The sequence below is a fragment of the Ensifer sp. Root558 genome (assembly GCF_001427045.1).
Taxonomy (GTDB): domain Bacteria; phylum Pseudomonadota; class Alphaproteobacteria; order Rhizobiales; family Rhizobiaceae; genus Ensifer; species Ensifer adhaerens.
The window spans coordinates 35,169-59,159 of the sequence record NZ_LMGC01000009.1 but is presented as its reverse complement, the minus strand read 5'-3'; the positions used below and the strand labels follow the sequence as shown (position 1 = coordinate 59,159).

The window sequence follows — 23,991 nt, the reverse complement described above, 5'->3', positions numbered from 1 at the left end:
GAAAGGTCTGGGAAAGCGTAACCAGCGCAGACGCGCGTTGACTGGCCATGCCGGCCATGAGCAAAGTCGAGCTTGCCGGTATCCGCCGGAGCGTGCCCACCCTGTGCCGCGACATCGCCAGAGGACTGAAATGCCCAATCGCCGGATTTTTCTTGCTGCATTCTTCTGGCCCGCGGTCCTGTTGGTGACGACCCTTCCCTACAAGCTCGATCTGACCCGTGCAGGCCTGTCGATGACCGAGACGGTCGCCCTCGCCAAGAACGGCAATAGTGGCGGCGGCAACGGCGGTGGAAATAGTGGTGGTAATGGCGGAGGGAACGGGAACGGCGGCGGCAATAACGGCAATGGCGGTGGCAACGGCAATGGAAACGGGAATTCCAACGAAAACCGTTCCGGCGGAAACTCCAAGGCCTCCCGTGCAAATGAAGACGCCACCGACGATGGCGAAACCGGTATCCGTCACAAGGGCGGCATAACCGAGCAAGTCAGGAAGGGGCGCTACATCATGAAGGATGCCCGCGGACGGACGATCATCAACCGGCGCGCGACATCAGCCGACAAGCAGCGCATGGAGACCCTGGCGCATTAGCACGCGCCGCCGATCAGCGTCGGCGGTGCGACGGTATCGGTCGGTCTCAGAGACTAAAGCTCGCGCGCGTCGCGCAGAACCATTGCCGCTTCGGTGCGGTTGGCGACCCCGAGCTTCGTCATGATCTGCGTCATGTGATGCTTCACGGTCTTTTCCTGCAGGTCCAGCTCGATGGCGACATGCTTGTTGCTCATGCCGGCGGCCACCAGGTGCAGAACCTCTTTCTCGCGGGGCGTCAGGGTTGCGACCAGACCGGATTTTCCAGGCTGAGCCGGGCCCTTCGTCGACAAAAGCTTGGCCGACAGGGTCGGCGCCACGTAACGCTCGCCCGAAGCGACAGTGCGAATGACCTCGGCGAGCGCCGAGGCGCCGACGCCCTTCAGCACATAGCCGGTGGCACCCCGGTCGAGCGCCGTGGTCACGTCATCTCCGTCTTCGGAAACCGTGAGCATGATGATCTTCTGCGACGGAGCGACCTCCAGGATCGCCGGTATCGCCTCCAGCCCGCCGCCCGGCATGGAGATATCCATGAGCATCACATCCGGTCCGAGGCTTTGCGCGATCCCGGTCGCGTCGTCCTTCGAACTGCCCTCGGCGACGATCTCAAACCCCTCGATCTCCGACAGGCTCCGGGTCACGCCTTCGCGAAACAGAGGGTGGTCGTCGACCACGGCAACGCGTATCCTTGACGTCATGATTGTCAGATCTCCTTGACGCTTGTCGTCATGCGAACGGTGGTGCCGGTCGGCTCGATGATGAGCTCAAACGTTCCGCCGAGACTTTCGATCCGTTCGCGCAGGCCGGCAAGACCAAGACTTGTGGGCGGAACTTTGTCCGGATCAAATCCGGGTCCGCCGTCGGCGACCTCGATGGTGACACGGTCGCCGACTGTTCGTTGCGATACCTGCTGCCTCACGCCGCCGGCATGCCGGTAGCCGTTGTTGAGGGTTTCCTGCACGAAGCGGTAGATGCAGATCTTTGCCGCCTGCGACAGACGGTCCGGCGGATCGGCCAGGGCGAGCTCGACCGCCGCCCCTGTGCGCTGCTGATGGGCCTTCACGCAACGCTGCAGGATCTCTGCCAGTCCGGCCGTCTCGATCTGCGGCAGGACCAGGCCGCCGCAGATTGTGCGGATCTCCTGCATCGCCTCGTCGAGGCTCGCCTTGATCGCGCCGATCTCGCGCGCACGGGTGGCCGCCGGCGTCGCGTCGCGCTTCAAGGTCTCGCTGCCCAGTCTTAGCGAAGCATAGGCGACGAGTTGGGCGGGGCCATCATGCAGGTCCGCGCCGATGCGCCTCAGATAGCTTTCGTTCAATGCGGTGGCGCGCTGCGACGCGCGCTGCAGCCGGCCGCGCAACGTTTCGTTCTGCGCCAGCGATGCCGAAAGCTCGTCGACGCGCTGGGCGAGCGCATGCCGCTGGCTCTCGATCGTCTTGCTGCCCCGAAGCACGATCGCCGACAGCACGACGAAGAAGGCAAGCGTGAAGGCTGCGACCGCCAACCAGGTGTGTGCGCGCGCCTGATTGAGGCTTTGTTCGAAATCATTGGCCACCTCATGAAATTCCGACACGGCCACCACCTGGCCGGACCAGGGCTGGAGCACCGGATTGTAGATGGCAAGCGCCGGCTCGGCCGTAGCCCTGTCCGCCGTCCCATCCCCGGCCTGGTCGAAGCGGGCGACCATTTTGCCTGAAAATGCCGTCTGAAGTTCCTCGCTTGGCTCCACCTTGGTGCCGACGGCCGCCTGGTCACTCGAATAGAGAAGCGTGCCATCCGCACGCCAAAGGCGGAACGAGAGGAGGCGTTCGCCGAGCGCGCCCTGGCCAAGGGTCTCGTCCAGCGCACGGGCAACCGTTTCATCGAGCACTTCATTCGTCTGCATATCGGGCAGCAACGGCGCGATCACGCTGTCGACGTAAAGCGCCGTCGTTGCGGCGGAATTCCGGGTGACTGCGTCTTCGATCCTGTTCGATACGAAGGCGCCGACCAGAACCATCGCACAAGCGGCGACCGCTCCTCCGATCAGCAGGAACTGGGTGGCTAGAGATTGAGAATTCCAGCGGGTGATAAGCTGTTGGACGCGCACCAGGTCTCTCGGATCGGGCCGCCGGCTCGTGCGGCGCGACGATTGTAGCAAGGCCGCGCCAACCTAACCACTCTCATGACAGGGTCAATGGCGCAGCCATCGCGACCGAACTGTTCGGACCTTTGATGCTGCGGAATAGGACCTAGGTCCTAGGCGAAAAGGCAATGGTCGGGGGCCGATGGCGCCGTCTCGGAGGCGCAGATATCGTCTTCACATCGAACGTCGTGTCTCGATCCGTAAGCAAATGAGAACGACCAGTTGGAAATGAGGAGATATCTATGCCTGTGACGAAGCTGATCGTCCGGAGCATCATGGCGCTGACGCTGGCAGTCGCGCCAATGGCTGCCGGTTCCCTGAGCCTGATCGATTCCGCCTACGCCAAAGGCGGCAATGGCGGCGGTGGTGGCAATGGTGGCGGCGGCGGTAACGGCGGGGGCAACGGTGGTGGCAATGGCGGGAGCCACGGTGGCGGTTCTGGCCACAGCAAATCCGACACTTCCCGCGGAAGCAAGGAAACGAGCACTGGCAAGTCCAGTGGAAAATCGCAGCACAAATCCGGGACCTCCGGCAGCAAGACCAAGGCGACCAAGGCAGCCAAATCGGCAAAAGCCGAGAAACCCGCCAAATCGGTCGTGGTTGCATCGGACCCGGTGGTCGATCCGGTAGTCGATCCCGTTGTGGCGCCCGAGTCTAAGCGAGGGTTCAACTCGCTCAACCGCAACTACCACGCCTATCTCAATTCAAACGATCCGAAGATGGCGGCCGTTTCCGCTTACGCAATCGCCTATGCGCAGTTCGAGGCGGAAAATGGCGTCGACGCCATCCCAGCCGATCCTGCGCTGAGCGACGAAGCGCTGCGCGAGGCGCTAGCGGGCTTCACCAAGGATGGCGTGGTGACCGACGACATGGTCGACGAAGCCAAGGGGATTCTCGGGGTCGGCCCCGCCGTTGGCAAGATCGACGAAATCCGCGGCACGCTGCCGCCGCAGACGGTGGTTGTTGTCGAACCGGAGCCGGAGACCGCCCAATAACGAGGAACTGGCCACCGGCTCACTTGGTGAGCCGGTGGCTGCATCCGGACCCGCGTCCAAGCCAATGGAGTTTAAATGTTTGACCGTGTTGTGGAAATCTTCGACCACGCAGCAAAAGAAGGGCGCGTCGGGTTTTCACTTCAACACGTCAATGCCGTCGCCGATGTCGGCACCGTGCTCTATTCGGAGTGTCTGGGAAGGATCATCCGACCCGACGGCGAGGTCATGACCGCCAGCGAGTTCATACGCTATCTGGAGGCGGCCGGCCGCATTGCTGCGCTGGACAGGCACATGCTCACGCTCGCCTTCGACTGGTTGGCGCATCATCCAACCGGCGACCTCGGCTGCAACATCTCGGTCGGAAGCATCTGCGATGAACGTAACCGGACGCTGCTCCTGGATCTGCTGTCGACCCATCGGGGGCTGGCATCGCGCCTCGTGCTCGAACTCGCCGAAAGCCTGCCGATCTCAGCGCTCCCGACGGCCGGGTGTTTCGTTCGAAGCGTACGAGAGCTTGGATATCGGGTCGCCGTCGATGACTTCGGAACGGGATTTTCGACGCCGGAGGCACTTTTGTCCCTGCCCGTCGACATCGTGAAGATCGACGGCTTCTTCCTGCGGCTCGGACGTCCCGACGCGGAGCGGTTCCTTCTGCACATGGTGGGTCTGGCGTCCTGCGTCGCTCCCGTCGTTGTGGTCGAAGGTGTTGAAACTTATGCACAATTTGAGGCCGCGCAAGGCGCCGGGGCAACGCACGTGCAAGGGTTCCTGCTCTCCGAACCGACCCTCAGCCCGCTGTTTGGCGGCGAGTTGCGTCCAGCTCAAACCGCGATGCTCTGCTAGCGTCGCGCGCAATCATCCAAGCGCACTGCACTCCCTCCCCTTATGCTTTTCTGATCTTCCCATCCCATCTTCCCAGGCGAAATCCTATGCCGATCCGCGCGATAGAAGCAGCGGGCGGCAATGTGCCTGTAGGTCGTTTTGCCTCAGGCATGCTGCCATGCTGGTGCCGCTTTTGGATGGCTTGAGACGTGCCGCGCCGCAACACCCGGTGCCGCAGCATTCACCTTTCCTGTGATCGGCCGGATTTGCGTTGGCGGCAACCCACCCGGCTTCGGACGCGAAAGCAACAGAACAGCGCAGACGCTTGCCAGTACCGGCATGTCCGGTTCCGAAGGCGTCACAGACGAGCAAGACTATGAAATTCACAAACGGGTTCAAACTCTCCTCCAGAGCCAGCCGCCGTCTGCCGACGGAATATTTCATGCTGGTGGATGTCGCGTTCGAGGGCGACGTTATCGGCTCTCTGGGCGGTTGTCCGATACGGGAATCCGTGCGCGACGGAGAGGGCCTTGTCTATCGTTTCGTCGGCGTGGCACCGCGCCTGGTGAGCGGCGGCTTTGATGTACTGGCACTTCGCACGGGCGAGTGGATCGTCAAGCCGGGCCTGGTTTACGCGGCTGATCCCAAGGTAGCGCAAACACGTGACACAGACCGCGCTGCCTAGGAAGCATGCAGCGCTTCTTCGGCAGTAACGACATCCGTTGCCCCCGCCACCGGCTTCGTCGGCGCAGCTTTCGCCAGCTTCGCGCCGGCCCTGCAATGCCCCTGTAATCTTGGCCCTTTAGCTCCCGGTCAGCCGTCGCATCGCTCCGGATCGCAGTCCTTCCGGACGGGCGGCACGTCAACGACAACTGCTGGCTTCGCGCGTCCCGTGGACGACTGGCGCTGCAGGAAAACCGGGATCCGCCATGCTCTCCATTAAGGGGTTTTGCACCCTCGCCTGCTTCGCCGCCACCGCCGCCCTGCTGGCCGGCTGTGCATCCGATACGATGAAGACCTATATCGGCCAGCCGGTCGAATCCGTCATCATCGACTATGGTCCGCCCACCAATGTTCTCGATCTCGGCTGGAACGAGCGCGCCTATCAATGGCGCAAGATCTCAACGAATGTCGTCTCCGGCACATCCAGCGGCGAAATCAGGGACACCCGGCGCGGAATGCGCTACGAGGAGTATTCGACGCCGGGCTATGTCGAGGAACAGGAGTGCTTCTATAGCTTCTACGCCCGGATGCAGCACGGCCGCTGGTACATCACCAACTTCCGCCAGCCGAAGCTGGAATGCGAGTGACGCCTCGGGCAGTCGACGTGACGGATCAGCGACCCGCATAGATGCGGGCACAGAAGGGAAAGTGGCATGCGCATCTTGCTGCTGGAAGACGAGCCGGAGATGGCCTCGGCCCTCAAGGCTGCCCTGGCGCGGCGCCAGGTGATCGTCGATCATGTCTCGACGCTCGCCGACGCCGAGGCCGTTGCCGAACTCTGGCCCTATGACGTGGTCGTGCTTGACCGCCGGGTGCCGGATGGCGAGGGGCTGGATCTTATCCCGAAGCTCAGAAGCCTTGGCGTCGAGGCGCCGATCCTGATGCTGACGGCATTGGGATCGATCAACGACCGGGTCAGCGGGCTCGATGCCGGTGCCGACGATTATCTTTCCAAGCCTTTTGCCGTCGAGGAACTGATGGCGCGGCTGCGCGCGCTTGCGCGCCGTCCGGTCACGCTCAAATCGGAGCAGACCAAGGTCGGGCGGCTCATCTACGACTTCCGCCACCGGGAGGCCGCCGTCGACGACAAGCCTCTCGACCTCCTGCGCCGAGAACGGCTTGCGCTCGAAGCGCTGATGCGGCGGCCCGGCCGAACCGTGCTCAGGGCGACGCTGGAAGAATCGGTCTACGCCATGGAAGACGAGATCGAATCCAACGCGCTCGACTCCCATCTTTCGCGCCTGCGCCGCAAGCTCGACGACGTCGGCGCCGGCGTCGAAATCCGGGCGATCCGCAATCTCGGCTATCTCCTGCGCGCGACGACATGATCAAGGTTCGTCCGCGCTCGCTGCAATGGGTCCTCGTCCGTCGGCTGATCCTCCTGCAGGCGGCCACGTTGTTCGTCTTCATCGGCCTGCTTTTCCTGGGCGTGTTCATCGCCCAGCCACGGTTGCTCGTCGACAACGAAGCCGCCTTGGATGTGCTCGACCGCGCCGTCGGGCGCGACGCGAACGGCGTGCTGGCCGTCCACGAGACCGAGGACCTGCGCGAGCTTCGCCAGTCCTATCCCAATCTCTGGTACATCGTCCGCGACGCCGCCGGCCAGGTCGTGCGCTACGGAAACGTCCCTGCCCCCTATGAAGAAGCCGGTGGCGACCTGCTGCAACGGGTGGAGGGGGCGAAATTGCTTTTCGAAGAAGGCGGTACGCTTCCGGACGCTGTCCTCCACAATGTCGAGACCGAAGCCGGCCGGGTCCAGATCCTCGCGGCGACCGTTTCCTCCCGCCGCGACAATGAGCCGTTGGACGTGCAGATCAGCATCAATGTCGATATGGCGCGCGACCTCGACGGCAGGACGGCGTGGATGGAGGTCATGCCGACGCTCGTGCTTGTTGTCCTTTGCTTCCTTTTGCCGATCGTCTTGGTCATGGGCGTCTCCACTCTGCTGACGACGCCGGCCGTCGTGCGCCGTTCGCTCGCGAGCCTCGTCTCGACCGCCGACCAGGCGGGGCGCATCGACATCGACAACCGCGCGGTGCAGCTCGAAACCGAGGAAGTGCCGACCGAAATCGCCCCTTTGGTGCGGGCCTTCAACCGGGCCCTGGCGCGACTGGGAGAGGGATACGACCAGCGCAACCGCTTCCTGACCGATGCGGCCCATGAATTGCGCACCCCGATCGCGATCCTGCGGACCCGCGCCGAGCTTCTGCAGGAAGACCCCGAAACCACCCGCCTGAGGCTCGATATCGAGCGCCTGTCGCATCTCGCCCAGCAGCTTCTCGACCGGCAAGTCCTCGAACATGCCGGCGGTCCGCTCGAGGTGGTCGACCTCGTTTCTCTCGGGAGGGTCATGGCAGCGGACTTCGCACCGCTTGCGTTCGAAGCCGGCTACGAGCTGGCATTCGAAGCCGAAGCGCCGGGCGCCCTGGTCAGCGCGCGGCCGCGGCAGATCGAGCAGGCTGTCGCCAACCTTCTGCGCAACGCCATCGAACATGGCGGCGGTGCCGGCACGATCACCGTTCTGGTCGACGCCGCCGGCGGGCTCGAAATCCACGACGAAGGCCCCGGCATTCCGGTAGAGGAGCGCGATCGCGTCTTCGAACCTTTCTATCGCTTGCGTCCGCGCTCCACCGGCGCCGGGCTGGGGCTCAATCTCGCGCGCGAGATCGCCCGGCTCCACGACGGCCGTATCGACATTCTCACCGGTCCATGGCGTGGCACGCGGGTGCGCCTGCACTTGCCGCTGATCGACGGAAGCCGACCTGCGGCCGCGCCGGCACGCCCGATCGTCTGACAGAAGCGGCGGCATGCCGCCCCAGATTTCTCAAAAGCTTTTCAGGTTGCCCCTTATCAAGGCGGTGCCGATGCTCCACATTTGCTGCGATACATCGTTCGGCTTAAGCGGCTTCACCCGCTTGAGCGCCATGGAGAACAGCAATGCAGACCCCATCTGAGGCCCCCTCGCCTTCACCCGAGGATGGCAGCTTTCCGGCTCGACGCCAAGGCGTGCTCGACTGGCTGATCATCGAAACGCGCAACGAGCGCTTCATCGACAATATCCTTGTCGAGTTGGGCGAACGGCTGCAGGCCGCCGGTATTCCGGTTGCGCGCGCCACGTTGCACTTCCGCATCAACCATCCGCAATGGCTCGGCGCTCGCATCCTGTGGCGCAAGGGGCTGGCCGAGGGCGAAATCGATCTCTACGACTATGGCACCCAGAACACCGCTCTCTACCTCAACAGCCCGCTCTACGTGATCAATAACGGTGGCACCGAGGTTCGAACCAACCTCGAGGACTTGACGGAAGAGCAGGAACAGAGCTCGCTCTATGTTGACCTCAGGGCCGAGGGCCTGACCGAATACATCGCCTGGCCGCTTGAGCACACGCTCGGCAAACGCCACATCGTCACCTTTGCCAGCGACCGGAAGGGCGGCTTCGAAGACGAACATCTGGCCTTTCTCGCGAAGATCGTGCCGGCGCTGGCGCTGGTCAGTGAAATCAGGCTGAAGAACCGTTTCGTCCGAACGCTGCTCGAAACCTATGTCGGCCCGCACGCGAGCGAACAGATCCTTGCCGGCGCCACCACACGGGGCAGCGGCGTCACCGTCGGTGCCGCCATCCTGATCTGCGACCTGCGCAATTTCACAAAGCTTTCCGATCTCTGGCCGCGCGACGACGTGATCGAACTGCTGAACGCCTATTTCGACGCCATGTCGGAACCGATCGAGCGCCATGGAGGCGAGATCCTCAAATTCATGGGTGACGGGCTGCTGGCGATCTTTCCGCTAAGCAACCCCGACGCCGCGGAGAATCTGCTCCAGGCGATCCGGGAGGCGGAGGCAGCCATCGCCGTCCTGAACCAGGACAACCTCTCGAAAGGTCGCGAGCCGCTCGGCTACGGCATCGGCGTGCATGTCGGCGACGTGATGTATGGCAATATCGGCTCGCGCCGCCGGCTCGACTTCACCGTCATCGGCCCCGCCGTCAACATCGCCTCAAGGCTTGAGAGCCTGACCAAGGAAACCAAACGCCCGGTGCTGTTGTCGCGCGCCTTCGTCGAGCTGGCCGGCTGCGCCTCGAGCATGGAGCATCTCGGCGCCTACCCGGTCAGGGGCATCGGTGAACCCATCGAGGTCTTCGCTTTTTCCGGCAACGAACCGGCACCGAAGCTGCGCCTCGCCGCAGGATAATCGGCGCGGAACCGCCGATCGAGGGCCTGCTTCATCGGTTGTCCGCGGACAACCGATCCTTCGACTAGCCGATGGGGCTGGGCGCGAACTGCGCAACGAGTTCGTGGCGGTCGCCGGGATAGGTGAGCCGCACATGCGTGACCGGCGCCCGTCCGCTCCAGGTCCGCCGCTCGATGACGAGGCAGGCTGTGCCGGTGGCGATACCGAGCGCCTGCGCTGCCGACTTGCTGGCCGCCACGGCACGAATGCGGTGTTCGGCCGTGCTCCACGGTACCTTGCCGAGCAGCCACGAACCGGGCGCCGCGGTCTCGAATGTTTCCTCTTCGGCCTCCGGAACCGCAGAAAGGCTGATCAACCTCTCCTCGAAGCAAAAGGGACGCGAGCCGGCAAAATGCCGGCACGTTACGTCCAGCAGCTTGCCCGAGCTCGGGAGATCCAGGCGTTCACGATCCCGGCTTTCGACCTTGCGCACTTTTCGCTCATCCACGCGGAAGCTGTAATCGAGCCCCAGCGACTGGACTTCGAGTTTAACGTCGTGGATCTCCATGACGGCGGACTGGACCTGCGGAAAGGTAACGTAGCTTCCCGACTTGCGCCGCCGCTCGATCAGCCCGCGCTTGACGAGTTCGGTCAGGGCCTTGTTCACCGTCATGCGCGAGCAGTCATATTGCTCGGTCAGTTCGTGCTCGAACGGGATGCGGTGTCCGGGTGGCCACTCCCCGGAAAGAATGCGCCCTTCGACGTCACCGAGGATGCGCTGGTGCAGCGATAGCACCTGCCCCTGACTGTCGGCCGCATCGCCAGGCGGGTCACTTGAAACGGATCGATCTTGCTTGGTGTCCATGACAGCGAACTTAATCAATTCGCAGCCGCGAAACAGCCCTTCCCTCGCCGATTTGCGCTTTTCCACGGCGGCTGAAACGGCTTTCACGTTGACAGCTGTCAACGCTTGGGCGGCGCAGTTCGGCGCCACGCCTCACTCCTCAGTAAAGGAGGTGCCACGGCGTCAGGAACGCGCGCGCCCATTCCTGATTACGATCGGACTCTTCGCACGTCGCCTTGTCGAGCGTCGTCGAGGCGACATCCACTTCCGCCTGCCGCTTTGTCTTCATCGCCTTCGGCACAGGCGGGGGCGGCTCAAGATAGCCAAGGGTCATTCCACCGAGATAGAACATCAGGAAGCTCCATGCATCCAATCGCCAACTGAACACAATCCTGACACAATCAGATCCGCTGTCAATAGTCTATTAAATCTATGCTCTAATTGGAGATGCGCGAACGTGCCCGAAGGGAAGTTGTCCGCGGACAACTCGGCCGCTTCACAAGCTCGCTTTCCACCGCAAGGGCAGCACCTCCGTCAAAACGCTATGCATTTGTAAAACCGCGCCGAATCGGAGCATAGTGCATCTGCGCATATTGTCCGGATATGACGATTTTTGCGCAGTTTTCGGGGATATCAATGTTGCAGCAAAAAATTCAAAGCCAGGACGCACAGGAGCATCTGCCGACGCTTCTGGCTGCCGATGCTTTGGAGCTTGCCCATCAGCTGCAGCAGCACCAAAAGAAAATCTTCCCCCCGCAAGCGCAAAAGCAGATGCGTCTCTTCAGCCCTGCCGAAGCGGCAGCCTTCATCGGAATCGGCGAAGGCTATCTGAGGCAGGTGGCCTCAGAGGGCCACGGCCCAGCGCCCTTGTCAAACGGTCGGCGCATGTATGCCGTTTCCGACATCGAACGCATTCGCCGCGTTCTCGACGATGGCGGCAAGTCGGGCAAATATGTCCCGCACCGGCGCGGCGATGAAAAGCTGCAGGTCCTGTCTGTGATGAACTTCAAGGGCGGGTCGGCTAAGACGACGACCTCAGCCCACCTCGCCCAATATCTGGCACTTCGCGGCTACCGCACGCTCGCGATCGATCTCGATCCGCAGGCTTCGCTTTCCGCCCTCTTCGGCCATCAACCGGAGTTGGATGTCGGAGAAGGCGAGACGCTTTACGGCGCGATCCGCTATGACGCCCCGCGGTCGATCGCCGATATCGTGCGGTCGACCTACACCGCCAATCTGCATCTCATTCCCGGCAATCTCGAACTCATGGAATTCGAGCACGAAACGCCGAAGGCGATGATGACGGGCGGGGCTGCAGAAACCCTTTTCTTCGCCCGCATCGGCGATGTGCTCGCCGATATCGAGAGCTTCTACGACATCGTCGTCATCGATTGCCCGCCGCAGCTCGGCTTCCTCACCATGTCGGCGCTCTGTGCCGCAACGTCCGTCCTGATCACCGTGCATCCGCAGATGCTCGACGTCATGTCGATGTCGCAGTTCCTGTCGATGACGAGTGAGTTGATGAGCGTCGTCGAAAAAGCCGGTGGCCGCACCAGCTATGACTGGATGCGCTATCTCGGAACACGGTTTGAGCCGAACGACGGCCCTCAAAGCCAGATGACCGGTTTTATGCGCGCCATTTTCGGCAATCGCATGCTGCAGAACGCCATGGTGAAGTCGACAGCTATCTCCGACGCCGGCGTAACGAAGCAAACGCTTTATGAAGTCGAGCGCTCGCAGTTTGTCCGCGGCACCTACGACCGCGCCATGGACTCTCTCAACCTCGTCAATGGCGAGATCGAGGACCTGGTCCGCAAGGTCTGGGGGAGGAAGTAATCCATGGCCCGTAAGAACCTGATCGGGATATCGGAGGAACGCATCGACGATGCCAACGGCGCACCGGGCAACGACCGGCCGATCGCCGGGCTGATGGCCGGTGCCCGCCCCCCGACTGCTGTCGGTGGCATCACCCGGTCGCTGTCGAACATCACGCAGAAGGTTGAACGGGCCCAGGAACTTGAGCGGCAACTTGCCGAAGGGCAAGCGGTCGTCGAACTCGATCCGTCGCTCATCGACGCATCCTTCATCGTCGATCGTCTCGGGATTGCGGCCGACGCGCAACTGAGCCTCGCTGAACAGATGCGAGAGCACGGACAACAGGTGCCCATCCTGGTCCGGCCGCATCCAACCATCGAGGGGCGATACCAGGTCGCCTACGGCCATCGCCGCCTGGCTGCTGCCCGCGACATCGGTAGCAGTGTTCGTGCGGTCGTTCGCAATCTCAATGACGAGCAATTGGTCGTCTCGCAGGGACAGGAAAACAACACCCGTTCCGACCTCTCCTTCATCGAGCGCTCGCTCTTTGGCAGCCGCCTTGAGGATCGCGGGTTTTCGCGTGAGATCATCATGTCGGCGCTGGGTGTCGACAAAGCCGCCCTGTCGAAGATGATTTCTGTTGTTCGCCGGCTACCGATTGCGCTGATCGAGGCCATCGGACCGGCACCATCGATCGGACGGCGCCGTTGGTTTGAACTCGCTGAGCTTCTCGCACAAGATGGCAAGCCGGAGGCCGCAGCCGCCTTCACGCAAAGCCGAGAATTCCAGAAGGCCGGCAGCGATCAGCGTTTCGACGCCTTGTGCACTTTCTTAAGCGCCTCCAGGGCGCGTGCCCGGCCTATCCCATGGCTGGCGCCAGACAACACAACCCCGGTGCGTATCCGTGAAACGGACGTCGAGACGACGCTTGCCTTCAACAGCAAGACGGCACCAGGCTTTGCAGATTTCGTGAGGCAGAGGCTCAAATCTCTGTACCTCGAATATCAAGAGGAAACAGGAGACTAACTGAGCAAAAGAAAAAGGCTTCCGAACGACTAGCGCTGCGGAAACCCTTCTCTCGTGTAGCAACTAGAGAATCCCATTTCCGCGAATCGGTGTCAAGAGTTTTCAACGTCGTTTCGGCGAACGGATTTCTTTTGCCTTGGAAAAGGTGAAGAAGAATGGATCGTGGGATTGTCACGACGCCCTTCGGGCGGCGGTCGATGACGCTTGGGATGTTGGCATACCAACTTTCCAGCGCTCCGGCCGTCGACGACGGGAGCGTCGACAAGTGGAAATTGTTTCGAACGGTGTGTGCCGCCAAGACCAGCCTTGGGGTTTCCGACCGTTCGCTTGCGGTGCTGAACGCACTGCTGTCCTTTTACCCAAAGGCCGAACTCGACCCGGCCGCCGGCCTCGTCGTGTTTCCGTCGAATGCGCAGCTTTCGCTCCGTACGCACGGCATGGCCGAGACGACGCTGAGGCGGCATCTGACGGCGCTTGTCGCGGCTGGGCTCATCCTCAGGCGCGACAGTCCCAATGGCAAGCGTTACGCCCGACGTGACCGCAAGGGCGCGATCGGCCAGGCCTTTGGCTTCGATCTCGCACCGATGCTTGCACGGGCGTCCGAGTTCGCAGCGGAAGCGACACGGCTGGAAGCGGATCGTCGCTACCTGCAGGTGATGCGCGAACGTCTGAGCCTTTGCCGGCGCGACGTCGTCAAGCTCGTCGAGCTCCTGCGCCAGTCCGATGTCCTCCAAGCGGAAGAAGCGGAAACGCAGTGCCAGGCGGTCTACACGGCACTGTCGCGCAAGCCGCTGATCACCGAAGTGGAGCGCGCCCTCGCCGTTTTGTCGGCACTCCGCGCCAATCTGACTAATTACCTGGAAAACTTGCTGAAAACGCAGAATACGGCTGCCAATGAACGCCAGTATGAGCGGCACATACAGAGTTCAGAATCCGATTATCAATCTGAATCTGAAAACGCTTGTGAAAGACCTGAAGCGGCATTTTCGGATCTGGCTGGCACCAAGACGTCATGCACCGCGGATGATGATACCGTTGCAGGCAGTGCAAAGTCGCCCGGCCTTTCTCGCCTTCACGATCATATCGGCGCGCTGCCGGTGGTGCTGAAAGCCTGCCCGCAGATCCGTGACTATGGACCAGCCGGGCGAATTGGCAACTGGCGGGACATGTTCCTAGCCGCAACCGTTGTCAGGACGATGCTCGGCGTCAGCCCGGAGGCCTACGACGAGGCGTGCACGGTGCTTGGTCCCGAAACGACGGCAACGGTACTCGCCTGCCTTCTTGAACGATCCGAGCACATTCATTCGGCTGGGGGCTATCTGCGGGACCTGACGCGCCGCGCGAGAAACCAGACATTCACCGTGTCGGCGATGCTGTCGGCGCGCTTGCGAGCCCAGGCCGGAGTGGTGGCCGTGAGCGGATGAACAGCGACAGGGGGCATGAGCGTCGCCTCTCGCGGAAACGCTTTGGCTTGTCTGTGACGTTGAAATGCGGGACACTGTAAGTGCAGGGATTCGTTGACATCTCTACGTTATTCTTACGTCTGAGATTGTTTTCAGACCCTCGCCACCCATCAGAAAACATTGCTGTTTCTCCTTCTTTTGGAAAGGAAGGGGCGGTTCAGTTCCGTTGCGCGGACTCAGCGTACAAGACTTCGAATTTCTCGATCTCGAGCCGAATGATTGAGCGTCCTCCCTTGTTAGAGCCCGTTCTAGCGGCTGAATCCGTTCAGGTGGCGAACTCGCGGGCTGTTGCCAGCTGTCAACAGGTTGCTGGTTTAAAGCCGAGCGCCCTCCCCCAAAAAGCTGGGTCGCGAAAGGGTAAACTAAAGCGACAAAGCACCAAGCATAGTTGGATCTCACTGCCGCGTGATTGCGAACACGGTATGGCTGGGGGAAACAGCGAGTATGGTACTCAACTCACTGACCGGGTTTGGCGTTGATAGACGAGACATCAACACGGTTGACAGCTGTCAACACATTGGCGTGCGCCGAGACACATGCAAGTCCTGTTTGAATAGAAATATTCGCCCCGTCGCCGTTTGCGAAATCAGGCGGCGCGGCTTGCTGGTCTTCAAGCGGTGGAGAAAGCGTCTCCTGCCTGTGGGGGAAGTGATTCTCATGTTACGTTCCACATCCGCAGGAACCGTTTATTTTCAAAATGCGATACCAGTCTCCCGATCCCTACCATCCAACGCTGATCCCGCTGATGATTTCGGCGGAAGACGCCTTGGCGCGCCTCGATGAGCGCACGAACCGTCATGTCGTCGAAGACGGGTACCGCGAGCGCGGGCATTTCTTCGACGCGACTGCAGCACTTTGGGTGGCCGGCGAACTCGTTCATGTCGAGGATCTCGTGCTGCACGATGCGCACATGGACGCGCGAGCGCCGACCCACGAGTTGACCATCGCCCATTCGGTCCTGAAAGTCCGCCGCCGCATCTGGCTCGGCGAGCCTGGTTGGGCCCTTTCTGCCCAGGGGCTTGCAACACTCAGCGGCGAACAGAGCCCGGCCCCGGAGCTCGATATCCCTTCACTTGCGCGGGCCGAAACACGGCAGGCGGCAGGTGTCGATCGTGAGCCGGAGCGCGGCGAGCCGGAGGACGACGGCGACAGCAATCCGATGGCGGCCGAATTCGCGGCCATCGACGCCGCCATCGCTCGCTCGCAGCGCCTGCTCGATGCGCATGAGCAAGACACGCTGGAAATCGCGGAACGGACGGCGTTAGCGACAGCCCGCGAGCCGATGGGACAGCTCGGCCTGCTCTTCGACGAAGAGTGGGATGAGGAAGCGCGTCTTGACGAATGGCGCCAGATGGTGGCAGCGGCTGATCAGCTGCCGCCCTGTCTTGGAGCCGCCTTGCTTTTCGATGCCTGGGAGCGGAGGGAGCCTCTGCGCCGTCAGCATTGGCTGGGGTCATTGTTGGTCGGCGCTTACCTGCGCTCCAGAGGCAAGGTCACCTCGCACCTGCTGTCGTTCAACACCGGGCTAAAGACCATCCGCTATGAGCGACGGAGGTCCCGGGACCCACTGACCCGCTGGAGCGCCTTTCTGGAGGCGATGACGGTGACGGCGGATCTCGGTCTCAAGGAACTCGACCGGCTGTTGCTTGCGAAGACCCAGATGGACATGCGCATTCGCGATCGTCGTTCCAACAGCAGTCTGCCGGCCCTGATCGACCTGGTTCTGTCGCGGCCGATCGTATCGGCGGCTTTGGTCGCCAAGCATGTCGGGGTGACGCCGCGCGGCGCGCTGAACCTCGTTCGCGAGCTTGGCATCCGCGAGATGACCGGCCGCGGGCGTTACCGCGGCTGGGGCGTGCTTTGAACCGGCGGCAGCGCGGAAAGCTTGCCGCCGGACCGTATCGGCGTCAGCCCATCGTGATCACGATCAACAGAACGAAGATCACCGGCACCAGCGTCAATGCCGGAATGATGATCGCCGGGTAGCCGAAGGCGACGATGGCGAGCAGCCAGAGCAGCGCGCAGTTGATCAGAAACAGCACCTTGGCCGTCTGTGAACCTTGCACGGCCTCCTTGAGCATCCAGCCGAACACCGGCACGTGGTAGACAAGTCTCGCAATCATGGTTTTTCCTTTGCGTGGGTGGCCGCATTGGGGGGACAGGCGGCGCGGGTTTTATTCAAGGGCGTGTCGTCTCGCCGGTCTGTTGTCGGGTGAAGCCTGCGGTCGCTTCGAGGCGTTCGGGATCGAGGACACGCATTGTCTTCGGGTGGCTGAAGTCGATCAGGCCCTCGCGCTTGAAACGGTTGAGACAGCGGCTGACCGTTTCGACGGTAAGGCCAAGCCAATCCGCAAGGTCGGCGCGGGTGAGATGGAGATGAAAGCTCAACCGGGCAGCGCCGTTACGGCCGGTCCGATTGAACAGGCGCGATAGTTCCACCAGCGCACTGGCGACTTTCTCGCTGGCGGTCTTGCGACCAAGCAGCGTGGCATGGATCTGCATGCGGTGCAGCGTCGTCTTCAACTCGCTGGCGACGGCCGGATTGGTGGCGTTGAGATCCGCGTCACCCAGAGGCTCGATGCGCGCGATACTCAGCGTTTCGGCGGTGGCGATGTTGCGGCCGTCGATAGTGAAGCCGAAGAGCCGGCCCGGTCCGAGCACGTCGGTGATCTGGCGGCGACCGTCGTTGAGAAGTTGCGAAAGCACGACGCAGCCGTCAACGACACGGTAGAGCGCGCGGTTGCGTCCGCCCTCATAGAGCAGGGTCAGGTTTTCGCCGACGACACGACTACGCGAGGCCGGGCGAGGCGGCCTTATCGAGGACGCGCGAGGGGGAGCCGCTGGCGCGGCAGTGGTGATCAGGGTTTCTGGCATGAAAAACGTCCGCATGACCGACGCAAGGAGGCGTGATGCCCCGATGCCGACGGGCGTCGAAGAAGGATGTTGACAGCTGTCAACGGAGGTCAAAGCCGGATGACGACCTGTGGCGGGCCTCGCGGACGGGCATTGGGTGCGTGAACTTGTGGCACCGGTCGAACTGCCGCAACCCGGATCGCAGGTGTGCGGTTTGCCTCCAGGCGCTCGCTGAGAGAACCGTCCGGCGGCGTCAGCAGCGTCCAGAAGAACCGACAGGCGCTGCAAACATGTTTATGGCCGGGCTGGTCTTTGCCGTCTTCACCCAAACCGGTCTGGCAAAAATCGGGCAGGGACCCGTCGGGCAGGGCATAGAGCGCCAGTTCGGCCGCCGGCAGGCGAGTGGCCAGGGCAGGGCCGAGATGGGTAAAACCAAGCAGGAACAGCGCCGCGGCGCAAAGCATGCGCACGGCATTGTTCCATCTGATCTTCTCGCGACGTGTCATCGCCCCGGCTCGTTCCTGTTTCGATGGGGCAGAGATTGGCGACCGGCTTGATAAAGCTCAATGTGGCAAACCGCGCAGGGGCAGAATGCCGCAGCCAGAAGAACGCCGCGCCTCCGATTGGGGCGCGGCGATTAACCTATTGAATTATATTGTTATTGTTGCGAAATTGGCGGGCAGGGATCAATCCTCCTCGACAAAAACCTCGTGGCGCTTGGCCTTCACACTCGGCAGGAACACGACGACGAGCACCAGGGCTGCGATCAGAAGCAGGATGGCGCTGATCGGTCGAGTGACGAATGTCGTCGGGTCTCCGCGCGACAGGATCATGGCGCGGCGGAGGTTTTCTTCGAGGAGCGGTCCGAGCACGAAGCCGAGCAGCAACGGAGCGGGTTCGCAGCGCAGCTTCAACAGCAGGTAGCCGACGAGGCCGAAGAAGGCGACGGCATAGAGGTCGTAGACATTGGAGTTGACGCTGTAGACCCCGATCGAGCAGAACGCCATGATGATCGGGAAGAGCACGTAATAGGGGATCTTGAGCAGCTTCACCCAGAGCCCGATCAACGGCAGATTCAGGACCACGAGCATCAGATTGCCGATCCACATGGAGGCGATGATGCCCCAGAAGAGGGCGGGCTGTTCGCTTGCGACGTTCGGACCGGGCACGATGCCCTGGATGATCATCGCGCCGATCATCAGCGCCATCACCGGATTGGCGGGAATGCCGAGGGTGAGCAGCGGAATGAACGAGGTCTGCGCGCCCGCATTGTTGGCGCTTTCCGGACCGGCGACGCCGGCAATCGCACCGTGGCCGAACTCTTCGGGGTGGTCCGAGACGCGTTTCTCCACGGTGTAGGAAGCGAAGGCCGCAAGGATTGCGCCGCCACCGGGCAGAATGCCGAGCGCCGAACCGATGATGGTGCCGCGCACGACCGGCGCGAACATGCGCTTGAAGTCGTCCCTGGTCGGCATCAGGTCGGTGACCTTGGCCATCAGCACCTCGCGGGTGCGTTCGTTTTCAAGGTTGCGCAGGATCTCGGCGATGCCGAAGACACCGACGGCGAGCGCTACGAAGTTCAGGCCGTCGGCATATTCCCGGATGCCGAGGGTAAAGCGCGGCGTGCCGGAATAGATATCGGTGCCGACGAGGCCGAGCAGGAGGCCGAGGGCGACCATGGCCAGCGCCTTGACGATCGACCCGTGCGCGAGTGCGATCGAGGAGACGAGGCCGACGATCATCAACGAGAAGTACTCGGCAGCGCCGAACTTCAGGGCGATTTCGGTCAGGGGCGGCGCGAAGACCGCGACGAGGAAGGTCGAGACGGTGCCGGCAAAGAATGAGCCGAGGGCAGCGATTGCCAGGGCGGCGCCGGCCCGACCTTTACGGGCCATCTGGTATCCGTCGATCGCGGTGACGGCTGACGACGATTCGCCCGGCATGTTGATCAGGATCGCCGTGGTCGAGCCGCCATACTGCGCGCCGTAATAGATGCCGGCGAGCATGATCAGCGAGGAGACCGGCTCAAGTTGGAAGGTGATCGGCAGGAGCATGGCGATGGTCGCCGTTGCGCCGATGCCCGGAAGGACCCCGATCAGGGTGCCGAGAAGCACGCCGATGAGGCAGAAGAGCAGGTTGGCGGGGGAACCGGCGGTTACAAAGCCGAGCGCGAGATTGTTGAAAAGATCCATTGCGCGTCTCCTAGAATTGGACCCAGGGGCCGAAGCGCTGGAAGGGCAGGCCGAGACCATAGCTGAACACGGCGACGGAGAAGGCCGTCAGCGCTGCGGAGAGCGCCAAAGCCATGAGCGGCGTCATGCGGCCGGAGGCAAAGCAGGCGATGAGTGCCGTGAAGAACAGTGCCGGGACGAAGCCGAGGCCGCGGACCGTGAGGCCGAAGAAAACCGGCGCCGGCAAAATGAAGAGCATGCCACGCAGCGCAATCGCGCCGATCGGCTCCCCCTGGACGCGGGTGGACTGTACGAGGATCACGATGCCGAGGAGCGTCAGGATGATCGCGAGCACGAGGGGGAAATAGCCAGGCCCCATGCGGAAGGCCGTGCCGAGCTCTAGGTTGAAGGCCTGCCAGGCGAAGAACAGGCCGACCGCGGTCAGGATCCCGCCGCAGAGCGCATTGGTGCTATCGAAGGAGAGTGATTTCATCGTGTCCCCATTTGTTTTCGCGGGGTAGCCGGGCCGAGGCGTCGACGGCCTCCCGCATTGGCATTGCCGGCTCGCGCCGGGTTCGCACATTGGGCAACGTCGCGTTGACAGCTGTCAACCGCTGTTGACGGCGCCTGTCCGGACACCGTCGGGAACATGCCCATGTCAGAACCGCCGCGCCCCGAGATGGCTCGAGAGCGCGGCACGATGAGCGACGGATTAGTCGGCGTACTGGCCGGCCGCTTCGATCACCGGCTTCCAGCGGGCGATCTCGCCTTCGAGCTTGGTCTTCAGCGCGGCGGGGGTGGCGTCGCTGTCCGAAGACGGCTCGGTGCCCAGTTCGCCGAAGCGGGCAACCACGTTCGGATCCTTGAGCGCCACCTGCAGCGACTTCGACAGGCGTTCGGTCACTTCAGCCGGCGTACCCTTCGGCGCGTAGACGCCGTGCCAGATACCAACCTGCAGGTTCGGCAGACCACCTTCGGTGGTCGTCGGCAAGTCCGGGAAGACCTTCAGGCGTTCGGGCGAGGTGACGGCGTACGCCTTGATCGTGCCGCCCTGAATCTGCTTGGTGGTGTTGGTCGTCTGGTCGCACATGATGTCGACCTGACCGCCGAGGAGATCGGTCATCGCCGGACCGGTGCCCTTGTAGGGAACGGTGGTCAGCGGCGTTTCGATGGCGCTCATGAACATCATGCCGCAGAGGTGCGAGGCGGCGCCGATGCCGGCGTTGGCGACGGTGACCGTGTCCTTGTTCGCCTTCACATATTCGACGAGACCCTTGAGGTCGGTCGGCTCGAGGTCCTTGCGCGCGACGATGGTCATCGGCACTTCGGTGACGAGGCCGACATATTCGAAGGCGTTCAGCGTGTCATAGGCGAGTTTGCGGTAGAGCGTCGCGCTGGTTGCCATGCCGATGTGATGGAGCAGCACGGTGTAGCCGTCCGGATCGGCCTGGGCGACGCGACCGGCGCCAAGCGTGCCGCCGGCGCCGCCGACGTTCTCGACGATGATCTGCTGGCCGAGATCCTTCGACATGGATTCAGCAACCAGGCGCGCAACCGTATCCGTCGGGCCACCGGCGGAGAAGGGCACGACCATGGTGATCGAACGTTCGGGGTAGGTCTGTGCGTTGGCGGAAACGGCAAAAATGGAAAGGGCGGCAACGGCGCCGAGCAATGCGTTGAGGGTTTTCATCTTCTTCCTCCCGGATGAAATATGGCCAGCCGGCAAGGTTTCCTCCCACGCCGGTGCTGGATGCCCCCATTTGCGGACGCAATCTTAGCACAGACAACGGGCTGTCCGCACGATCCGACGCATTTGTCAGGAGCCTGGATCGGCTTTGGGTGGATTCGGAAACATGGCGGTGCTCGCGTGGGTGGATTTCCACCCATCGCGCGTTTGACTGCACGCCGCGGGAAGGGCCTAGAGGCCGGTGCGCCGCTTCAGATCGGCGATTTCGTCGGCGGTGAGGTTACGCGCAGCACCCTTCGGCAAATCACCGAGAGCGATCGTCCCGATCGAAACTCGCAGCAGCCGCAGCACTTCGAAACCGAGCGCATCGAGCATGCGGCGAATCTGGCGGTTTCGACCCTCTTCGAGTTCCACCTCGATCCACATGTTGCGGCCGCCCACCCTTAGGCGTTCGGCCCTGGCGGCCCGCAACATCTCGCCGCCTTCGTCGATGCCGGCGACCATTTGCGCAAGCTGCGCGTCGTCGATCTGGCCGGCCAGTTGCACGTGATAGACCTTGCCGACATGGGTTTCCGGATCGAGCAGCCGCTGCGCAAGCACCGTATCGTTGGTGAAGAGCAGAAGGCCTTCGCTCGCCTTGTCGAGGCGGCCGACCGGCGACAGATGGGTGGAATCGATGTCCTTCAGGCAATCGAAGACCGTCGGCCGGCCCTCCGGGTCATGCCTGGTCGTCACCAGCCCGCGCGGCTTGTTCAGCATCAGGTAGACCTTCTCTTCGGCAAGCACGGCCTTACCGTCGACGGCGAGACGGTCCTTGTCGACATCGACCCATGCGGTGAGGTCAGTCGCCTTGCGCCCGTTGATGCTGACGCGGCCTTCAAGCACCAGCTTTTCGGCCTGCGTGCGCGAGCAGTAACCAAGCTTGGAAAGGGCGCGGGCGACCGTCACGCGTTTTCCCGTATCGGCCGTGGGGCGGCGGCCGGTATCTCGGGCGGCTGTCGGTCGCTTCTGTTTCACGTTCTGGTCTTCCGGTTGCTGGTCATCTTGCGCAGCATGGTCCCGCTTGCGAGCATCGCCGGCGGCGCGATCTCGACATCAGCCGATCTTGCTATAGTCGATCCGCCGGGCGAGCCAGCAGCCGATCGTCAGCCCCGTCACCTTGCCTTCTGCGTCACGCGAAACGACTACGGTCCAGTCTCCCGGTGCCGGCGCGTCCATCGAGCGTTTGCAGCGCAGCAGCCAGACATCTTCGGCGAGCGGCCGCAGGGCGTGCATGGCGCCTCTGCCAAGCGAACCGTCGAAACCACCATAGAAGACGCCGTTGGTGGAGACGATGTCGAGATGGGCGTCGAGTTCTGCCGCATGGTAGCGGCCGGCGATATCAGGCTTGGCGGCGCCAGAGATGCGCGCGGCGTGAACCGTCAGGTTCTCACGCGGGCGCTCCATGTGCAGCGAGGCGCCTTCCACGCGAAGGGTAACGGCCGCTGACTGCGCGCTGCCATCCGGACCGACCGCAAGCGTCTCGGCACCCGTGGCGAAGTTCAGCGCGACGCGGGATTTGCCGATGCGCCTGGTGACGAGTGCGAGGCCCGTTTCCGGATCCAGATAGCTGCCGGTGCCGTCGGCATCCCAGGTGCCCGTCGCTGGCTCGGTGTCGCTGTGGCCAAGGGCGACCTTCATCAGTGCGGTCGCCGCCGCATGGGCGTCGGCTTCATGGTTGAACATCACTACGACCGAAAGGCGCTCAGCGGGCGCGTAGAGCCTGCGGCTGCGGAAGCCGCGCAGCGCGCCGCCATGGCCGGTGATGGCGACGTCGCCGATCTTTTCATGCGCAAGGCCGAACCCATAATGGGCCGGGCGGCCATCGGCATAGGTCTGCGGTACGGACAGGCGGCGATAGAGACTGTTTTCGTCATTCCGCGTCCGGTCGATGAAGCATTCCCAGGCGAGCATATCGTTGAGCGAAGCGGAAACACCGGCGTCGCCCGCCCAGTAGATGTTGTTGACCGCCTCGAAATAGCCAGCCGTCTCATTGCCCTCGTGGCCGACGATACCATCGGGGGGCAGGCTCGTATCGGCGGTGAGGGCAGCGGTCTGCATGTCGGCCGGGCCGAACACGGAACGCCGATAGAGCTCGGCCATCGAGCGCCCGGTATGCGCTTCGATGAGGTCGGCGAGAATGCGGAAATTGCCGTTCGAATAGGAGTAGCGCGTGCCCGGCTCGAAATGGGTCGACCGCGCGGAGGAGAGCAGGGGCCGTGCGTCCTCGCGGCGGAAGGCGCCGTCGTGCCTGGCGCCTTGCAGCACAGTCAGCGCCCAGTAGTCGCGCAGCCCCGACTGGTTGTGACAGAGATGGGCCACGGTCGGGCGCTTGCCTTCAAGCAGAGGCAGGTAGGCGTCGAGCGCGCGGTCGAGCTTTGCCGGTTCGCCGACGGCGTCCAGAAGCACGGCGCAGGTCATCTGCTTGGTGATCGAGCAGATCGGTACGCGGGTTGTCGCCGTCATCGGCCTGCGGGCGGTCAGGTCGGCGTAGCCCCAGCGGTGGCTGAGGATCACCTGACCATCCCGGACTACACCGGCGACGCCGCCGGGACCGGGATAGTGTTGGGGCAGGGCTTTTAGGGCGCGTTCGAGAGTGGAAAGTTCGGAAGTGGTCATGGCGCTGAAGGATCGGTCCGACGAAGGGCAGGGCGGTGTCTGCCTTCGTTCGT

The 23,991-nt window shown here is 62.8% G+C and carries 24 protein-coding genes; 12 read left to right on the top strand and 12 right to left on the bottom strand.

What is annotated here, in order from left to right:
- The first annotated feature begins 130 nt into the window (after positions 1-130).
- Positions 131-589 carry a hypothetical protein gene (locus tag ASD63_RS11515; RefSeq protein WP_034787769.1) on the top strand — a complete coding sequence of 153 codons (459 nt, stop codon included), beginning with the start codon at positions 131-133 and terminating at the stop codon, positions 587-589.
- 53 nt (positions 590-642) lie between these two features.
- On the opposite strand, the gene ASD63_RS11510 is transcribed toward ASD63_RS11515, so the two are convergent.
- Positions 643-1,284 (bottom strand): response regulator transcription factor, encoded by a 642-nt coding sequence (locus ASD63_RS11510; protein ID WP_034787767.1) that lies wholly within the window; start codon positions 1,282-1,284, stop codon positions 643-645.
- A 5-nt stretch (positions 1,285-1,289) separates the two neighbouring features.
- The gene (locus ASD63_RS11505; protein ID WP_034787765.1) at positions 1,290-2,675 is read right to left on the bottom strand and encodes a sensor histidine kinase; all 1,386 of its coding nucleotides are present in this window, start codon (positions 2,673-2,675) and stop codon (positions 1,290-1,292) included.
- A 311-nt stretch (positions 2,676-2,986) separates the two neighbouring features.
- Between ASD63_RS11505 and ASD63_RS35665 the strand changes: the two genes are divergently transcribed.
- The 7 genes from ASD63_RS35665 to ASD63_RS11470 all read left to right on the top strand — a co-directional run bounded on the left by ASD63_RS35665 (position 2,987) and on the right by ASD63_RS11470 (position 9,442).
- Positions 2,987-3,706 carry a hypothetical protein gene (locus ASD63_RS35665; RefSeq protein ID WP_234798791.1) on the top strand — a complete coding sequence of 240 codons (720 nt, stop codon included), beginning with the start codon at positions 2,987-2,989 and terminating at the stop codon, positions 3,704-3,706.
- Between the two features lie 90 nt (positions 3,707-3,796).
- Positions 3,797-4,549 (top strand): EAL domain-containing protein, encoded by a 753-nt coding sequence (locus ASD63_RS11495; protein WP_244495189.1) that lies wholly within the window; start codon positions 3,797-3,799, stop codon positions 4,547-4,549.
- A 355-nt stretch (positions 4,550-4,904) separates the two neighbouring features.
- Positions 4,905-5,213 carry a hypothetical protein gene (locus tag ASD63_RS11490; protein WP_060529307.1) on the top strand — a complete coding sequence of 103 codons (309 nt, stop codon included), beginning with the start codon at positions 4,905-4,907 and terminating at the stop codon, positions 5,211-5,213.
- A gap of 244 nt (positions 5,214-5,457) precedes the next feature.
- Positions 5,458-5,838, top strand: a complete 381-nt coding sequence (locus ASD63_RS11485) for a hypothetical protein (protein WP_060517777.1) — start codon at positions 5,458-5,460, stop codon at positions 5,836-5,838.
- Positions 5,839-5,904: 66 nt separating this feature from the next.
- Positions 5,905-6,579 (top strand): response regulator transcription factor, encoded by a 675-nt coding sequence (locus tag ASD63_RS11480; RefSeq protein ID WP_034787757.1) that lies wholly within the window; start codon positions 5,905-5,907, stop codon positions 6,577-6,579.
- Positions 6,576-8,045, top strand: a complete 1,470-nt coding sequence (locus tag ASD63_RS11475; RefSeq protein ID WP_034787754.1) for a HAMP domain-containing sensor histidine kinase — start codon at positions 6,576-6,578, stop codon at positions 8,043-8,045. Before ASD63_RS11480 ends, ASD63_RS11475 begins: the two co-directional genes overlap by 4 nt.
- 143 nt (positions 8,046-8,188) lie before the next feature.
- Positions 8,189-9,442 carry an adenylate/guanylate cyclase domain-containing protein gene (locus ASD63_RS11470; RefSeq protein WP_034787751.1) on the top strand — a complete coding sequence of 418 codons (1,254 nt, stop codon included), beginning with the start codon at positions 8,189-8,191 and terminating at the stop codon, positions 9,440-9,442.
- A 64-nt stretch (positions 9,443-9,506) separates the two neighbouring features.
- On the opposite strand, the gene hutC is transcribed toward ASD63_RS11470, so the two are convergent.
- Together hutC and ASD63_RS11460 are read right to left on the bottom strand one after the other, a co-directional pair.
- Positions 9,507-10,286: a histidine utilization repressor gene (gene hutC, locus ASD63_RS11465; RefSeq protein ID WP_051659117.1), complete on the bottom strand. Its 780-nt coding sequence runs from the start codon at positions 10,284-10,286 to the stop codon at positions 9,507-9,509.
- Positions 10,287-10,425: 139 nt separating this feature from the next.
- Positions 10,426-10,617 carry a hypothetical protein gene (locus ASD63_RS11460; protein WP_034787749.1) on the bottom strand — a complete coding sequence of 64 codons (192 nt, stop codon included), beginning with the start codon at positions 10,615-10,617 and terminating at the stop codon, positions 10,426-10,428.
- A gap of 284 nt (positions 10,618-10,901) precedes the next feature.
- On the opposite strand from ASD63_RS11460, the gene repA reads away from it, so the two are divergent.
- The 4 genes from repA (at position 10,902) to ASD63_RS11440 (ending at position 16,433) form a co-directional block, all read left to right on the top strand.
- Positions 10,902-12,101 (top strand): plasmid partitioning protein RepA, encoded by a 1,200-nt coding sequence (gene repA, locus ASD63_RS11455; protein ID WP_089043038.1) that lies wholly within the window; start codon positions 10,902-10,904, stop codon positions 12,099-12,101.
- 3 nt (positions 12,102-12,104) lie between these two features.
- Positions 12,105-13,106 carry a plasmid partitioning protein RepB gene (gene repB / locus ASD63_RS11450; RefSeq protein WP_060529306.1) on the top strand — a complete coding sequence of 334 codons (1,002 nt, stop codon included), beginning with the start codon at positions 12,105-12,107 and terminating at the stop codon, positions 13,104-13,106.
- A gap of 155 nt (positions 13,107-13,261) precedes the next feature.
- Positions 13,262-14,530, top strand: a complete 1,269-nt coding sequence (gene repC / locus ASD63_RS11445) for a plasmid replication protein RepC (RefSeq protein ID WP_060529305.1) — start codon at positions 13,262-13,264, stop codon at positions 14,528-14,530.
- Positions 14,531-15,266: 736 nt separating this feature from the next.
- Entirely contained in the window at positions 15,267-16,433 is a 1,167-nt protein-coding gene (locus ASD63_RS11440) for an RHE_PE00001 family protein (RefSeq protein ID WP_060529304.1), read from the top strand.
- A 43-nt stretch (positions 16,434-16,476) separates the two neighbouring features.
- On the opposite strand, the gene ASD63_RS11435 is transcribed toward ASD63_RS11440, so the two are convergent.
- The 8 genes from ASD63_RS11435 to ASD63_RS11400 form a co-directional block, all read right to left on the bottom strand.
- Positions 16,477-16,692, bottom strand: coding sequence for a hypothetical protein (locus tag ASD63_RS11435; protein WP_034787730.1), 216 nt, complete (start codon positions 16,690-16,692; stop codon positions 16,477-16,479).
- 55 nt (positions 16,693-16,747) lie between these two features.
- Positions 16,748-17,443 carry a helix-turn-helix domain-containing protein gene (locus tag ASD63_RS11430; RefSeq protein ID WP_051659109.1) on the bottom strand — a complete coding sequence of 232 codons (696 nt, stop codon included), beginning with the start codon at positions 17,441-17,443 and terminating at the stop codon, positions 16,748-16,750.
- Positions 17,444-17,532: 89 nt separating this feature from the next.
- Positions 17,533-17,928: a hypothetical protein gene (locus ASD63_RS11425; protein WP_060529303.1), complete on the bottom strand. Its 396-nt coding sequence runs from the start codon at positions 17,926-17,928 to the stop codon at positions 17,533-17,535.
- Positions 17,929-18,108: 180 nt separating this feature from the next.
- A complete protein-coding gene (locus tag ASD63_RS11420; protein WP_060517766.1) occupies positions 18,109-19,614 on the bottom strand; it encodes a tripartite tricarboxylate transporter permease in 1,506 nt (501 codons plus the stop codon).
- A gap of 10 nt (positions 19,615-19,624) precedes the next feature.
- A complete protein-coding gene (locus ASD63_RS11415) occupies positions 19,625-20,086 on the bottom strand; it encodes a tripartite tricarboxylate transporter TctB family protein (protein WP_034787711.1) in 462 nt (153 codons plus the stop codon).
- Positions 20,087-20,305: 219 nt separating this feature from the next.
- On the bottom strand, positions 20,306-21,283 hold the full coding sequence (locus tag ASD63_RS11410; RefSeq protein WP_060517764.1) for a tripartite tricarboxylate transporter substrate-binding protein: 978 nt from the start codon (positions 21,281-21,283) through the stop codon (positions 20,306-20,308).
- 228 nt (positions 21,284-21,511) lie between these two features.
- Complete coding sequence (locus ASD63_RS11405) at positions 21,512-22,297, bottom strand: pseudouridine synthase (protein ID WP_060529302.1); 786 nt, start codon at positions 22,295-22,297, stop codon at positions 21,512-21,514.
- A 78-nt stretch (positions 22,298-22,375) separates the two neighbouring features.
- The gene (locus tag ASD63_RS11400) at positions 22,376-23,938 is read right to left on the bottom strand and encodes a D-aminopeptidase (RefSeq protein WP_060529301.1); all 1,563 of its coding nucleotides are present in this window, start codon (positions 23,936-23,938) and stop codon (positions 22,376-22,378) included.
- Positions 23,939-23,991 lie beyond the last annotated feature (53 nt).

Bases quoted from the DNA above. Each gene is read 5' to 3' on its own strand.
- ASD63_RS11425 (WP_060529303.1), bottom strand. From the start codon at position 17,928: ATGACACGTCGCGAGAAGATCAGATGGAACAATGCCGTGCGCATGCTT.
- ASD63_RS11510 (WP_034787767.1), bottom strand. From the start codon at position 1,284: ATGACGTCAAGGATACGCGTTGCCGTGGTCGACGACCACCCTCTGTTT.
- ASD63_RS11460 (WP_034787749.1), bottom strand. From the start codon at position 10,617: ATGTTCTATCTCGGTGGAATGACCCTTGGCTATCTTGAGCCGCCCCCG.
- repA (WP_089043038.1), top strand. From the start codon at position 10,902: ATGTTGCAGCAAAAAATTCAAAGCCAGGACGCACAGGAGCATCTGCCG.
- ASD63_RS11435 (WP_034787730.1), bottom strand. From the start codon at position 16,692: ATGATTGCGAGACTTGTCTACCACGTGCCGGTGTTCGGCTGGATGCTC.
- repC (WP_060529305.1), top strand. From the start codon at position 13,262: ATGGATCGTGGGATTGTCACGACGCCCTTCGGGCGGCGGTCGATGACG.
- ASD63_RS11480 (WP_034787757.1), top strand. From the start codon at position 5,905: ATGCGCATCTTGCTGCTGGAAGACGAGCCGGAGATGGCCTCGGCCCTC.
- ASD63_RS11490 (WP_060529307.1), top strand. From the start codon at position 4,905: ATGAAATTCACAAACGGGTTCAAACTCTCCTCCAGAGCCAGCCGCCGT.
- hutC (WP_051659117.1), bottom strand. From the start codon at position 10,286: ATGGACACCAAGCAAGATCGATCCGTTTCAAGTGACCCGCCTGGCGAT.
- ASD63_RS11475 (WP_034787754.1), top strand. From the start codon at position 6,576: ATGATCAAGGTTCGTCCGCGCTCGCTGCAATGGGTCCTCGTCCGTCGG.
- ASD63_RS11400 (WP_060529301.1), bottom strand. From the start codon at position 23,938: ATGACCACTTCCGAACTTTCCACTCTCGAACGCGCCCTAAAAGCCCTG.
- ASD63_RS11515 (WP_034787769.1), top strand. From the start codon at position 131: ATGCCCAATCGCCGGATTTTTCTTGCTGCATTCTTCTGGCCCGCGGTC.
- ASD63_RS35665 (WP_234798791.1), top strand. From the start codon at position 2,987: ATGGCGCTGACGCTGGCAGTCGCGCCAATGGCTGCCGGTTCCCTGAGC.
- ASD63_RS11485 (WP_060517777.1), top strand. From the start codon at position 5,458: ATGCTCTCCATTAAGGGGTTTTGCACCCTCGCCTGCTTCGCCGCCACC.
- ASD63_RS11415 (WP_034787711.1), bottom strand. From the start codon at position 20,086: ATGAAATCACTCTCCTTCGATAGCACCAATGCGCTCTGCGGCGGGATC.
- repB (WP_060529306.1), top strand. From the start codon at position 12,105: ATGGCCCGTAAGAACCTGATCGGGATATCGGAGGAACGCATCGACGAT.
- ASD63_RS11430 (WP_051659109.1), bottom strand. From the start codon at position 17,443: ATGCCAGAAACCCTGATCACCACTGCCGCGCCAGCGGCTCCCCCTCGC.
- ASD63_RS11410 (WP_060517764.1), bottom strand. From the start codon at position 21,283: ATGAAAACCCTCAACGCATTGCTCGGCGCCGTTGCCGCCCTTTCCATT.
- ASD63_RS11420 (WP_060517766.1), bottom strand. From the start codon at position 19,614: ATGGATCTTTTCAACAATCTCGCGCTCGGCTTTGTAACCGCCGGTTCC.
- ASD63_RS11440 (WP_060529304.1), top strand. From the start codon at position 15,267: ATGCGATACCAGTCTCCCGATCCCTACCATCCAACGCTGATCCCGCTG.
- ASD63_RS11470 (WP_034787751.1), top strand. From the start codon at position 8,189: ATGCAGACCCCATCTGAGGCCCCCTCGCCTTCACCCGAGGATGGCAGC.